The sequence below is a fragment of the Luteibacter sp. HA06 genome (assembly GCF_054061215.1).
The window spans coordinates 4,008,914-4,022,546 of record NZ_JBSSDZ010000001.1; the positions used below are offsets into that span (position 1 = coordinate 4,008,914).

A 13,633-nucleotide genomic window follows, 5' to 3' on the forward strand; every position below is an offset into this window, starting at 1 on the left:
CAGCGAGGGTGGGCACCAAGGTCTACCCGCGAGACGCCCAAGTGTAGAAGGCGATGGCGAAGCCGAGCCAGCGAGGCCGAAGGCGAGCCAGGTGTGCCAGACCCGCGTGCTTCATGATGAGCAAAAAAAAGGAGGCCCGAAGGCCTCCGTTTTTCGATACCCGGGCAGGTCACCCTGCCCCGGCGATCTTCTTACTTGTTGATCTTTGCCACGACGCCGGCGCCGACGGTACGACCGCCTTCACGGATCGCGAAACGCAGGCCTTCGTCCATGGCGATCGGGAAGCCCAGCGTGACATTGATCTTCACGTTGTCGCCCGGCATCACCATCTCGACGCCTTCCGGCAGCTTGATCGAACCGGTCACGTCCGTGGTACGGAAGTAGAACTGCGGGCGATAGTTGCTGAAGAACGGCGTGTGACGGCCACCCTCGTCCTTCGACAGGATGTACACCTCACCCTCGAACTCGGTGTGCGGCGTGACCGACTTCGGAGCAGCCAGCACCTGGCCGCGCTCGACGTCTTCGCGCTTCAGGCCGCGGACCAGCACGCCGACGTTGTCACCGGCCTGACCCTGGTCGAGCAGCTTGCGGAACATTTCCACGCCCGTCACGGTCGTCTGCTGGGTGTCCTTCAGGCCAACCACTTCGGCCGCATCACCCACCTTGACGATACCGCGCTCGACGCGACCGGTCAGCACGGTGCCGCGACCGGAGATGGAGAACACGTCTTCCACCGGCAGCAGGAACGGCTTGTCGATCACGCGCACCGGCTCGGGAATCCAGCTGTCGAGTGCGTCGACCAGCTTGACGATCGACGGGACGCCGATTTCCGACTGGTCGCCATCAAGAGCAAGACGGGCCGAACCGTGGATGATCGGGGTGTCGTCGCCCGGGAACTCGTACTTCGACAGCAGTTCACGGACTTCCATCTCGACCAGCTCGAGCAGCTCGGCGTCGTCGACCATGTCGGCCTTGTTCAGGAACACGACGATGTACGGCACGCCGACCTGACGCGACAGCAGGATGTGCTCACGCGTCTGCGGCATCGGGCCGTCAGCAGCCGAGCACACCAGGATCGCGCCGTCCATCTGCGCCGCACCGGTGATCATGTTCTTGACGTAGTCAGCATGTCCCGGGCAATCGACGTGGCCGTAGTGGCGCATCGGCGATTCATATTCGACGTGGGCCGTCGAGATCGTGATGCCGCGTGCCTTCTCTTCCGGCGCAGCGTCGATCGAACCGTAGTCCTTGAACTCGCCGCCGAAACGCTCTGCACCGATCTTCGTCAGTGCTGCGGTCAGCGTGGTCTTGCCGTGATCGACGTGACCGATGGTGCCGACGTTGACGTGCGGCTTCTTGCGCTCGAACTTACCCTTTGCCATGACCTAAAACCTCGAGGAGAACGTTATATGTTTTGAAGAAGAAGTCCCGATCAGGACTTCTTCATGACCTGCTCTGCGATGTTGCTGGGCGCCGGCTCGTAATGGTCGAATTCCATCGTGAACGTGGCGCGACCCTGCGACAGCGAACGAATCGTGGTCGCATAACCGAACATCTCACCGAGCGGGATCATCGCGTTGATGGTCTTGCCCGACGGCGTTTCTTCCTGACCGGTCAGCATGCCGCGACGGCGCGAGATATCGCCCATCACGTCACCGACGTAGTCTTCCGGCGTCACGACTTCGACCTTCATGATCGGCTCGAGCAGTACCGGCTTGGCCTTCGCAAAGCCCTGCTTGAACGCCATCGAGGAGGCGAGCTTGAACGCCATTTCCGACGAATCGACGTCGTGGTACGAACCGAAGACGAGCTTGACCTTCACGTTGACGACCGGGAAGCCCGCGAGCGGACCGCTGGTGATCGTTTCGCGCAGACCCTTCTCGACCGACGGGATGAATTCCTTCGGAATCACGCCACCGGAGATGTCGTTGATGAAGAGGAAGTCGTCCTTGATCGACGGGGCGATCTTCGGATCGGCACGATCGGCATCGGTGATCGGCGAGAGCTCGATCACGACGTGACCGTACTGACCCTTACCACCGGACTGCTTGGCGTGCTTGTAGTCCGACTTGACGTCCTGAGCCTGAATCGTCTCGCGGTAAGCCACCTGCGGCTTGCCGACGTTGGCTTCGACGTTGAACTCGCGACGCATGCGGTCCACCAGGATATCCAGGTGAAGCTCGCCCATGCCCGAGATGATCGTCTGGCCCGACTCTTCGTCCGTCTTGACGCGGAACGACGGATCTTCCGCGGCCAGACGGCCGAGGGCGACACCCATCTTTTCCTGGTCCGACTTGGTCTTCGGCTCGACCGCCATCGAGATCACCGGCTCCGGGAACGACATGCGCTCCAGGGTGATGATGTGATCCTGTGCGCAGAGCGTGTCACCGGTCGTGACGTCCTTGAGGCCAACCGCCGCGGCGATATCGCCAGCGCGGACTTCCTTAAGTTCGTGACGCTCGTTGGCGTGCATCTGCAGCATGCGGCCGATACGCTCTTTCTTCGACTTGACCGGGTTGTACACCGGGTCACCGGCGTTCAGCGTGCCCGAATAGACACGGAAGAACGTCAGCGCGCCGACGAACGGATCGGTCATGATCTTGAACGCAAGCGCCGAGAACGGAGCATCGTCCTTCGCTTCGCGGGTGTCCGGCTGCTCGTTCTCGTCGATACCTTCGACCGGCGGACGGTCGAGCGGCGACGGGAGCAGATTGACCACCGCGTCGAGCATGGCCTGGACGCCCTTGTTCTTGAATGCGGTGCCGCACAGAACGGGAATGATCTCGCTGCGCAGGGTGCGCAGACGCAGACCTTCGATGATCTCGAGCTCGGTCAGCTCTTCGCCGCCGAGGTACTTGTCCATGTACTCTTCCGTCGCTTCCGCGGCGGCTTCGATCATCTTGATGCGATCTTCCTGCGCCTTTTCGAGAAGCTCAGCCGGAATTTCCTTGTACTCGAACTTCATGCCCTGGGACTCCATGTCCCAGTTGATCGCCTTCATCTTGAGGAGATCGATCACGCCGTCGAAATTATCTTCGGCGCCGATCGGCACCTGCATCGGCACCGGATTGGCACCAAGGCGGGACTTCAGCTGCTCGACTACCTTGTAGAAGTTCGCACCCGTGCGGTCCATCTTGTTGACGAACGCAATGCGCGGAACCTTGTACCGGTTGGCCTGACGCCAGACGGTCTCGGACTGCGGCTGCACACCACCCACGGCGCAGAGCACGAACACCGCACCGTCGAGCACGCGGAGCGAACGCTCCACTTCGATGGTGAAGTCGACGTGTCCCGGGGTGTCGATGATGTTGAAGCGGTGCTCGGGCAGCGAACGATCCATGCCCTTCCAGAATGCCGTCGTGGCAGCGGAAGTGATGGTGATGCCGCGCTCCTGCTCCTGCTCCATCCAGTCCATCGTCGCCGCACCGTCATGCACCTCGCCAATCTTATGACTGACACCGGTGTAGAACAGGATGCGCTCCGTGGTCGTGGTCTTGCCGGCATCGATGTGAGCCATGATGCCGAAGTTGCGGTAGCGCTCGATGGGAGTGGTGCGTGCCACGGTCTTTCCTCAATCTGAAGCTGTAGTAATTACCAGCGGTAATGCGAGAAGGCCTTGTTGGCCTCTGCCATACGATGCGTTTCTTCGCGCTTCTTGACGGCGCCGCCACGGGATTCCGAGGCTTCGAGCAGTTCGGCGGCCAGCTTGCGCGGCATGGACGTCTCGCCGCGCTTGCGCGCTGCGTCGATCACCCAGCGCATGGCAAGCGCCATACGACGGCCCGGACGAACTTCGACCGGCACCTGGTACGTAGCACCACCAACGCGACGCGACTTCACTTCGACGGCCGGGGCGATGTTGCCCAGGGCCTTCTCAACGAGCTGCACCGGCTCACCATGCTTTTCGCTGATGTGCTGGAGGGCGCCGTACACAATGGATTCGGCAACGGACTTCTTACCGGACTTCATCACCATATTGATGAAGCGGGCAATCAGCTGGCTTCCGTGCTTCGGGTCCGGGAGGACCACACGGGCGGGATGGGAACCTTTACGCGACATAATTCTTGTCCTTTGCTCAGCTCTTCGGGCGCTTGGCGCCGTACTTCGAGCGCGACTTGCGACGCTTGGTCACGCCGGCGCAGTCGAGACTGCCGCGAACCGTGTGGTAACGCACACCCGGGAGATCCTTGACGCGACCGCCGCGGATCAGGACCACCGAATGCTCCTGGAGATTATGACCTTCGCCACCGATGTAGCTGATGACTTCGAAACCGTTGGTGAGGCGCACCTTGGCAACCTTACGCAGCGCCGAGTTCGGCTTCTTCGGGGTGGTCGTGTAAACGCGCGTGCAGACGCCGCGACGCTGCGGGCTGCTCTGCAGGGCCGGCGACGCGCTCTTGTACGCCTTCGGGCTGCGGGCTTTGCGAACCAACTGGTTGACTGTCGTCATGCGAAGCTATTCCTGAGAAACATAAAGGCAGACCGAATGATCGGCCCGCCAGATAAGCGTTGTTGACGTGCGCCTCCCGCCGAGCGGGAGGGCGCCCATCGTCCGTGATTCCGAACACGAGGCGCTTCCTTGCACCTCATTTCGTATGTAAAGCAAGGCCTTGGAAGGCTTTACTCGGCGCTATCGTTGGACCCGGCGGAGGCCTCTTCGAACGTGACGACCGGTGCCGAACCCGAGAGGGTTTCGAGCTCCGAGGCCGTCAGGCCGCCCTGGCTACGACGCGATGCGTGGTATGCCAGACCCGTACCCGCAGGGATTAGCCGTCCAACAATAACATTTTCCTTCAGGCCACGCAACGTGTCGCGGGTGCCACGAACCGCCGCTTCGGTAAGGACGCGGGTGGTTTCCTGGAACGAAGCCGCCGAAATGAACGACTCGGTGGCCAGCGACGCCTTGGTGATACCCAGCAGGATGGACTCGAACCCGGTACGACGCTCGCCCCGCTTCTCGGCGCGATCGTTTTCCTCGTTCATCCGGACGCGCTCGATCTGCTCACCGCGCAGGTAGGTGCTGTCGCCTGCCTCGGTGATCTCGACCTTGCGCAGCATCTGGCGAATGATCGCTTCGATGTGCTTGTCGTTGATCTTCACGCCCTGCAGGCGGTAGACGTCCTGGATTTCCTTGACCAGGTACGACGCCAGCGGCTCGACACCCAGCAAACGCAGGATGTCATGCGGATTCGGCTCGCCGTCGACGACGGTTTCGCCCTTCTCCACATGCTCGCCTTCGAAGACGATGACCTGACGCCACTTGGGAATCAGCTCCTCGTGCTCGTTACCGTCCACGTCCTTGATGATCAGGCGCTGCTTGCCCTTGGTGTCCTTGCCGAAGCTGACGATACCCGAGCGCTCCGCGAGGATCGCCGGCTCCTTCGGCTTGCGGGCTTCGAACAGATCGGCAACGCGCGGCAGACCACCGGTGATGTCGCGGGTCTTCGAGGTTTCCTGCGGGATACGAGCGACAACGTCGCCCACGCCCACTTCGGTACCGTTCTGGATCGACACGATCGCACCGGCCGGCAGGAAGTACTGTGCCGCGATGTCCGTGCCCGGCAGCTTGAGCTCACGGCCCTTGCTGTCTTCCAGGCGAACGATCGGGCGCAGATCCTTGGCCTGCGTACCGCGACGCTTCGGATCGGTCACCACCGCCGACTCGAGGCCGGTCAGATCGTCCGTCTGCGACTGCACGGTGATACCGTCGATGAAGTCGATGAAGCGGACCACACCGGCCACTTCCGTGACGATCGGATGGGTATGCGGATCCCAGTTGGCCACGGTCTGGCCGGACTTGACCGGGTCGCCATCCTTCACCGCGATGGTCGCGCCGTAAGGCACCTTGTAACGCTCGCGCTCGCGACCGTTCGAGTCGATGACGCTGACTTCGCCCGAACGCGAGACGGCGACCAGGTGACCCTGGCTGTGCTCGACCGACTTCAGGTTGTTGAACTTCAGCGCACCGGTCGTACGGATCGTGACGTTATCGACTGCCGCCGCACGAGACGCCGCACCACCGATGTGGAACGTACGCATCGTCAGCTGGGTACCCGGCTCACCGATCGACTGAGCGGCGACCACACCCACGGCCTCACCCATGTTGACCAGGTGACCACGAGCAAGATCGCGGCCGTAGCACAGGGCGCACACGCCATGGCTGGCACGGCAGGTGATCGGCGAACGCACCTTGATCAACTGCACGCTGGCCTTGTCGAGCTTGTCGACCAGGTACTCGTCGAGCAGCGTGTCGCGGGTCACGATGGCCTGGTCGTCGTCGCCGGGGGCGTAGACGTCCTCGACCACGACGCGACCGAGCACGCGATCGCGCAACGGCTCGACCACGTCACCGCCTTCGACGATCGGGGACATCATGACGCCGTCTTCCGTGCCGCAATCGTGCTCGGTGATGACGACGTCCTGCGCCACGTCGACGAGACGACGGGTGAGGTAACCGGAGTTCGCGGTCTTCAGCGCCGTATCCGCGAGACCCTTACGGGCACCGTGGGTGGAGTTGAAGTACTGCAGCACGTTCAGGCCTTCACGGAAGTTCGCCTTGATGGGCGTCTCGATGATCGAGCCATCCGGACGAGCCATCAGGCCACGCATACCCGCCAGCTGACGGATCTGGGCCGCGCTACCACGCGCACCGGAGTCCGCCATGATGTACAGCGAGTTCATGGACTTCTGGTTGACCGTCTTGCCGTCGGCGTCCTGGACCTTCTCGGTACCGATACCGTCGATCATCGCCTTGGCGACGAGTTCGTTGGTGCGGGACCAGATGTCGACGACCTTGTTGTAGCGCTCGCCAGCGGTCACGAGACCCGACTGGTACTGCTCCTGGATCTCGACGACTTCCTTCTCGGCTTCCTCGAGGATGCCCTTCTTCTCAGCCGGGATCTTCATGTCGTCGATACCGATGGAGATACCGGCGCGCGTCGCGAAACGGAAGCCGGTGTACATCAGCTTGTCGGCGAACACGACCGATTCCTTCAGGCCGAGCAGACGGTAGCTCTGGTTGATCAGGCGCGAGATGTTCTTCTTGGTCAGCTCGGTATTGACCAGCGCGAACGGCAGGCCCTCCGGGATGATTTCCATCAGCAGGGCACGGCCGACCGTCGTATCGACGATGGCGGTACGCGAGGAGGTTGCACCCTCTTCGTCCTGCTCGGTGATGTGGATGCGGACCTTGACCTTGGCGTGCAGCTCGACGGCGCGGTTGTCGTACGCACGACGCACTTCCGCAACGTTGGCGAACACCATGCCGGCGCCCTTCACGTTGATCAGTTCGCGGGTCATGTAGTACAGGCCGAGCACGACGTCCTGCGACGGCACGATGATCGGCTCGCCGTTCGCCGGCGACAGGATGTTGTTCGACGACATCATGAGCGCGCGGGCTTCGAGCTGTGCCTCAATCGACAGCGGCACGTGGACGGCCATCTGGTCACCGTCGAAGTCGGCGTTGAATGCCGTACACACGAGCGGATGCAGCTGGATCGCCTTGCCTTCGATGAGGACCGGCTCGAACGCCTGGATGCCGAGGCGATGCAGGGTCGGGGCACGGTTGAGCATGACCGGATGTTCGCGGATCACGTCTTCCAGGATGTCCCACACCTGCGCTTCTTCGCGCTCGACGAGCTTCTTCGCGGCCTTGATGGTCGTGGCTTCACCACGAGCCTGCAGCTTGGCGAAGATGAAGGGCTTGAACAGCTCGAGCGCCATCTTCTTCGGCAGGCCGCACTGGTGCAGGCGCAGCGTCGGGCCGACCACGATGACCGAACGGCCCGAGTAGTCGACGCGCTTGCCGAGCAGGTTCTGGCGGAAGCGACCCTGCTTGCCCTTGATCATGTCGGCCAGCGACTTCAGCGCGCGCTTGTTCGTGCCGGTGATGGCACGACCGCGACGGCCGTTGTCGAGCAGCGCATCGACCGATTCCTGCAGCATGCGCTTCTCGTTGCGGACGATGATGTCCGGCGCAGCGAGTTCGAGCAGGCGCTTCAGGCGGTTGTTACGGTTGATGACGCGGCGGTACAGGTCGTTGAGGTCGGAGGTCGCGAAGCGACCGCCGTCCAGCGGGACCAGCGGGCGAAGGTCGGGCGGCAGCACGGGAAGGACGGTCATGACCATCCATTCCGGCTTGTTGCCAGACTCGAGGAACGCCTCGATCAGCTTCACGCGCTTGGTGAGGCGCTTCAGCTTGGTCTCGGAATTGGTCGCCGTGATCTCTTCCTTCAGGCGAATGACTTCGCCCGGCAGGTCGAGGCTCTTCAGCAGCTCGTAGACGGCCTCGGCACCCATGCGGGCATCGAACTCGTCGCCGTGCTCTTCGGTGGCTTCCAGGTACTGGTCTTCGCTGAGCAGCTGGCCGCGCTCGAGCGCGGTCAGGCCTGGATCGATAACGACGAACGCTTCGAAGTACAGGATGCGCTCGATGTCACGCAGCGTCATGTCCAGCATGAGGCCGATGCGCGAAGGCAGCGACTTCAGGAACCAGATGTGCGCGGTCGGGCTGGCCAGCTCGATGTGGCCCATGCGCTCGCGACGGACCTTGGCCAGGGTGACCTCGGTGCCGCACTTTTCGCAGACCACACCACGGTGCTTCATGCGCTTGTACTTGCCGCACAGGCACTCGTAGTCCTTGATCGGGCCAAAGATGGCCGCGCAGAACAGACCATCACGCTCAGGCTTGAACGTGCGGTAGTTGATGGTTTCCGGCTTCTTGACTTCACCGTACGACCACGAACGGATCAGCTCCGGCGAGGCCAGGGCGATCTTGATCGCGTCGAAGTCCAGCGTCTGTCGCTGCTGGTTGAACAGATTGAGCAGGTCTTTCATGCGTAATCTCCGGTAGCCGCGACGATCACTTGATCTCTTCCAACTCGATATCGATGGCGAGCGAGCGGATTTCCTTCACGAGCACGTTGAAGGATTCCGGCATGCCTGCCGCCATTTCGTGGTTGCCGTCGACAATGTTCTTGTACATCTGGTTACGGCCCTGCACGTCATCCGACTTAACGGTGAGCATTTCCTGCAGGGTGTAAGCCGCGCCATAAGCTTCCAGCGCCCAGACTTCCATTTCGCCGAAGCGCTGACCACCGAACTGCGCCTTGCCGCCCAGCGGCTGCTGGGTAACGAGCGAGTACGGACCCGTCGAACGCGCGTGCATCTTGTCGTCGACGAGGTGGTTCAGCTTCAGCATGTGCATGTAGCCCACGGTGATCGGGCGATCGAACGCCTCGCCGGTACGACCGTCGTAGAGCATCGTCTGGCCGGATTCCGGCAGATCGGCGAGCTTCAGCATGTGCTTGATCTCGGTCTCTTCCGCACCGTCGAAGACCGGGGTGGCCATCGGGACGCCGTCGCGCAGGTTGTCGGCCAGCTGGATGATCTCGGCATCCGTCATCGACTTGAGGTCGACGTGACGTACCGCGCCTTCCGCACCGGCGTTACCGTGGTTGTAGACCTCGTCGAGGAACTCGCGCAGCTTGGCCGGCTTCTCGTTGGCTTCGATCATCGCCGCGATCTTGTGGCCCAGGCCCTTGGCGGCCCAGCCCAGATGGACCTCGAGAATCTGACCGATGTTCATACGCGAAGGCACGCCCAGCGGGTTCAGGCAGATGTCGACCGGACGACCGTCGGCGGAGAACGGCATGTCTTCGACCGGAACGATCATCGACACGACACCCTTATTGCCGTGGCGGCCAGCCATCTTGTCACCCGGCTGGATACGGCGCTTAACGGCAAGGTAGACCTTGACCATCTTGAGCACGCCCGGTGCGAGGTCGTCGCCCTGGGTGATCTTGCCCTGCTTCTCCTTGAAGCGCTTGTCGAAGGCCTCGCGATGACGCTTGACCTGGTCGGCCGCGCGCTCGAGGAACTCCGAGACTTCCTCTTCCTTGACGTTGATCTTGAACCAGTCGTCTTTCTTGAGGGTATCGAGGTAGGCATCGTCGATGACGGTGCCGCGCTTGAGACCGCCCGGGCCGCTCATGGCGGACTTGCCGACGAGCTGCGAACGCATACGCGCATAGATGGCGCTCTCGAGGATGCGGAACTGGTCGTCGAGATCCTTGCGGATCCGCTTCAGTTCGGTCTCTTCGATCTGCTTGGCGCGCTTGTCCTTCTCGATACCGTCGCGGGTGAAGACCTGCACGTCGATGACATTGCCGTCCATGCCCGGGGGCACGCGCAGCGAGCTGTCCTTAACGTCCGAGGCCTTCTCGCCGAAGATGGCGCGGAGCAGCTTTTCTTCCGGCGTGAGCTGGCTTTCGCCCTTCGGCGTGACCTTGCCGACGAGGATGTCGCCTGCCTTCACTTCCGCACCGATGTAGACGATGCCGGACTCGTCGAGACGGGCCAGGGCCTGCTCGCCGACGTTCGGGATATCCGCGGTGATTTCTTCCGCACCCAGCTTCGTGTCGCGGGCGATGCAGGTCATTTCCTCGATGTGGATCGAGGTGTAACGATCTTCCTGGACCACGCGCTCGGAGATGAGGATCGAGTCTTCGAAGTTGTAGCCATTCCACGGCATGAACGCGACGAGCATGTTCTGGCCGAGCGCGAGCTCACCGAGGTCGGTCGAGGAACCGTCCGCCAGGGTGTCGCCCACTGCCACCACGTCACCCACATTGACCAGCGGACGCTGGTTGAGGTTGGTGTTCTGGTTGGAGCGGGTGTACTTGGTCAGCGTGTAGATATCGACGCCGGCGTCGTTCTCGTCCACTTCCGATTCGTTCGCGCGCACGACGATACGGGCGGCATCGACCTGGTCGATGACACCGCCACGCTTGGCGGACACGGTAACGCCCGAGTCACGCGCCACGGCGCGCTCGATGCCCGTGCCGACGAGCGGCTTCTGGCTGCGCAGCGTCGGGACGGCCTGACGCTGCATGTTCGCACCCATGAGGGCGCGGTTCGCATCATCGTGCTCGAGGAAGGGCACGAGCGCCGCTGCGACCGATACGGTCTGCATCGGCGAGACGTCCATGTAGTTGATCTCGGCCGACGGACGCAGCTCCGACTCACCGCGGAAGCGGCAGGAGACGAAGTCTTCGATGAACTTGCCTTCCTTCGTCAGGGGCGAGTTCGCCTGCGCGATCACGTGGTCGCCCTCTTCGATCGCGGAGAGGTAATCGACCTTGTCGGTGACCTTGCCGCTCTCGACCTTGCGATACGGCGTCTCGAGGAAGCCGTACGAGTTGGTGCGGGCGTACACGGCCAGCGAGTTGATCAGGCCGATGTTCGGGCCTTCCGGCGTTTCGATGGTGCAGACGCGACCGTAATGGGTCGGGTGCACGTCGCGGACTTCGAAACCGGCGCGCTCACGGGTCAGGCCACCTGGTCCAAGTGCCGACACGCGGCGCTTGTGGGTGACTTCCGAAAGCGGGTTGTTCTGATCCATGAACTGCGAGAGCTGCGACGAACCGAAGAATTCCTTCACCGCTGCCGCAACCGGCTTGGCGTTGATCAGTTCCTGCGGGGTCAGGCCTTCGGATTCAGCCAGCGACAGGCGCTCGCGAACCGCGCGCTCGACGCGGACGAGACCGATGCGGAAGGTGTTCTCCGCCATTTCGCCGACCGAACGCACGCGACGGTTACCGAGATGATCGATATCGTCGACCGTTCCGATACCGTTGCGGATGTCGATCAGGACGCGCAGCACGTCGAGGATGTCGGAGGTCTCGCCCTGCTCGGCGACCAGACGCTGCGACTCTTCTTCCTTGCGCTCGCTGAAGTACTTGTGGTCGTAGAGCACGCCCGGGCCCACGACGTCCTTGCGGCCGACGCGACGGTTGAACTTCATGCGGCCGACGCCCGAGAGGTCGTAGCGGTCGAAGGTGAAGAACAGGTTGAAGAACAGGTTCTGCGCGGCATCCTTGGTCGGCGGCTCGCCCGGACGCATCATCCGGTAAATTTCGACCAGGGCCTCGAGCTGCGTGCGCGTGTTATCGATGCGCAGCGTGTTCGAGATATACGCACCACGATCGAGATCGTTCACGTACAGCGTCGGGACCGTCTCGATACCGCCCTTGCGGAACTTCTCGAGGTGGTCGAGCGTGAGCTCGTCGTTCGCTGCGGCGATGATCTCGCCCGTGTCCTTGTCGACCATGTCGACGGCCACGATGCGGCCGACCGGGTAGTCGTCCGGCACTTCGAGCGTGGTGATCTTCTCGCTGGCGAGCTGGCGAACGTGGCGCGCAGTGATGCGCTTGGCGGCTTCGACCAGCACCTTGCCGTCGATCACGAGATCGAACGAGAGGGTTTCACCGCGCAGGCGCTCGGCGACGAGGTCGAGCGTGACGCCGCCCTTCTTGCCCAGGTGGAACGTGTTGTGCTCGAAGAAGATCGAGAGGATCTCTTCGTTGTTGTAGCCGAGCGCGCGCAGCAGCACGGTCACCGGCAGCTTGCGGCGACGATCGATACGGGTGAACAGCGCGTCCTTCGGGTCGAACTCGAAATCGAGCCACGAACCACGGTAAGGAATCACGCGGGCCGAGAACAGGAGCTTGCCCGAGCTGTGCGTCTTGCCGCGGTCGTGATCGAAGAACACGCCCGGCGAACGGTGCAGCTGCGAGACGATGACGCGCTCGGTGCCGTTGATGATGAAGGTGCCGGTGTCGGTCATGAGCGGAATCTCGCCCATGTAGACCTCCTGCTCCTTGACGTACTTCACGGCCTTCTTCGACGCCGGGCTGTCCTTGTCATAAATGACCAGGCGCACGGTAGTACGCAACGGCGCACCGAAAGTCATGCCACGGTTGCGGCATTCACGTTCGTCAAACGCCGGTTCGCCGAGCCTGTAGTCGACGTACTCGAGGGCGGCGTTGCCGGAGTAGCTCGAAATCGGGAACACCGACTTCAACGCGGCGTGGAGACCCTTCTCCTCACGCTGCTTGGAGCTGACCTGCTCCTGCAGGAATTCCTTGTACGAGTCGGTCTGGATCGTCAGCAGGTTGGGCACGCCCAGCACGGGCGGACGCTTGCCGAAATCCTTACGGATGCGCTTCTTCTCGGTAAACGAGTAGGTCATGGTGGGTACCGCCTCGGTTCAGTAGCAAAATTGAATCAAAAATCGAAAATCGGAGATCGAGATTCGACTGCAGGGCATCGCTGCCCTCAACTCCCGATGTCCCATTTCCGACGGACGGAGCATGGAACGTAACGCTTTGAACTCGGCCAGGAACGGCCAAAGCCCGGGGGCTTACGCCCCCAGGCTCACTTGACGCGTATCGAACTACTGGCGCGCAAGGCGCCGATTACTTGAGTTCGACCTTGGCGCCTGCAGCTTCCAGGTCCTTCTTGAACTTGGCAGCGTCATCCTTCGAAGCAGCTTCCTTCACGACGCCGCCGGCCTCGGTGAGGTCCTTGGCTTCCTTCAGGCCGAGGCCGGTGATGGCGCGAACGGCCTTGATCACGTCGACCTTCTTGTCGCCGGCGGAGATCAGGATCACGTCGAATTCGGTCTGCTCTTCGACAGCAGCAGCGGCCGGACCGGCAGCAGCGGCAACCGGAGCGGCAGCCGAGACGCCAAAGGTCTCTTCGATGGACTTAACCAGTTCCATGATTTCCATCAGGGACTTGGCCTTGATGGCTTCGACGATCTGTTCGGTGGTCAGGGTGGACATTGTTTCTT

Annotated in this window: 7 protein-coding genes; all 7 read right to left on the reverse strand. The window is 62.2% G+C overall.

The features are described 5' to 3' along the window. Positions 1 to 191 precede the first annotated feature (191 nt). Entirely contained in the window at positions 192 to 1,382 is a 1,191-nt protein-coding gene (tuf, locus tag ACVWWJ_RS18530; RefSeq protein WP_107912700.1) for an elongation factor Tu, read from the reverse strand. A gap of 50 nt (positions 1,383 to 1,432) precedes the next feature. Beyond that, positions 1,433 to 3,562: an elongation factor G gene (fusA, locus tag ACVWWJ_RS18535; RefSeq protein WP_456969018.1), complete on the reverse strand. Its 2,130-nt coding sequence runs from the start codon at positions 3,560 to 3,562 to the stop codon at positions 1,433 to 1,435. Positions 3,563 to 3,591: 29 nt separating this feature from the next. After that, the gene (rpsG, locus tag ACVWWJ_RS18540; protein WP_159892991.1) at positions 3,592 to 4,059 is read right to left on the reverse strand and encodes a 30S ribosomal protein S7; all 468 of its coding nucleotides are present in this window, start codon (positions 4,057 to 4,059) and stop codon (positions 3,592 to 3,594) included. A 16-nt stretch (positions 4,060 to 4,075) separates the two neighbouring features. Beyond that, entirely contained in the window at positions 4,076 to 4,450 is a 375-nt protein-coding gene (rpsL, locus tag ACVWWJ_RS18545; RefSeq protein ID WP_046969520.1) for a 30S ribosomal protein S12, read from the reverse strand. A 170-nt stretch (positions 4,451 to 4,620) separates the two neighbouring features. Further along, the gene (rpoC, locus tag ACVWWJ_RS18550; RefSeq protein ID WP_159892989.1) at positions 4,621 to 8,835 is read right to left on the reverse strand and encodes a DNA-directed RNA polymerase subunit beta'; all 4,215 of its coding nucleotides are present in this window, start codon (positions 8,833 to 8,835) and stop codon (positions 4,621 to 4,623) included. A gap of 25 nt (positions 8,836 to 8,860) precedes the next feature. Beyond that, on the reverse strand, positions 8,861 to 13,030 hold the full coding sequence (gene rpoB, locus ACVWWJ_RS18555) for a DNA-directed RNA polymerase subunit beta (RefSeq protein ID WP_456969019.1): 4,170 nt from the start codon (positions 13,028 to 13,030) through the stop codon (positions 8,861 to 8,863). 226 nt (positions 13,031 to 13,256) lie between these two features. After that, on the reverse strand, positions 13,257 to 13,625 hold the full coding sequence (gene rplL, locus ACVWWJ_RS18560; RefSeq protein WP_046969517.1) for a 50S ribosomal protein L7/L12: 369 nt from the start codon (positions 13,623 to 13,625) through the stop codon (positions 13,257 to 13,259). Between the last annotated feature and the right edge of the window lie 8 nt (positions 13,626 to 13,633).

Coding starts and splice junctions, on each gene's coding strand:
- tuf (WP_107912700.1), bottom strand. CDS start 1,382: ATGGCAAAGGGTAAGTTCGAGCGCAAGAAGCCGCACGTCAACGTCGGC.
- rpsG (WP_159892991.1), bottom strand. CDS start 4,059: ATGTCGCGTAAAGGTTCCCATCCCGCCCGTGTGGTCCTCCCGGACCCG.
- rpsL (WP_046969520.1), bottom strand. CDS start 4,450: ATGACGACAGTCAACCAGTTGGTTCGCAAAGCCCGCAGCCCGAAGGCG.
- rpoC (WP_159892989.1), bottom strand. CDS start 8,835: ATGAAAGACCTGCTCAATCTGTTCAACCAGCAGCGACAGACGCTGGAC.
- rpoB (WP_456969019.1), bottom strand. CDS start 13,030: ATGACCTACTCGTTTACCGAGAAGAAGCGCATCCGTAAGGATTTCGGC.
- rplL (WP_046969517.1), bottom strand. CDS start 13,625: ATGTCCACCCTGACCACCGAACAGATCGTCGAAGCCATCAAGGCCAAG.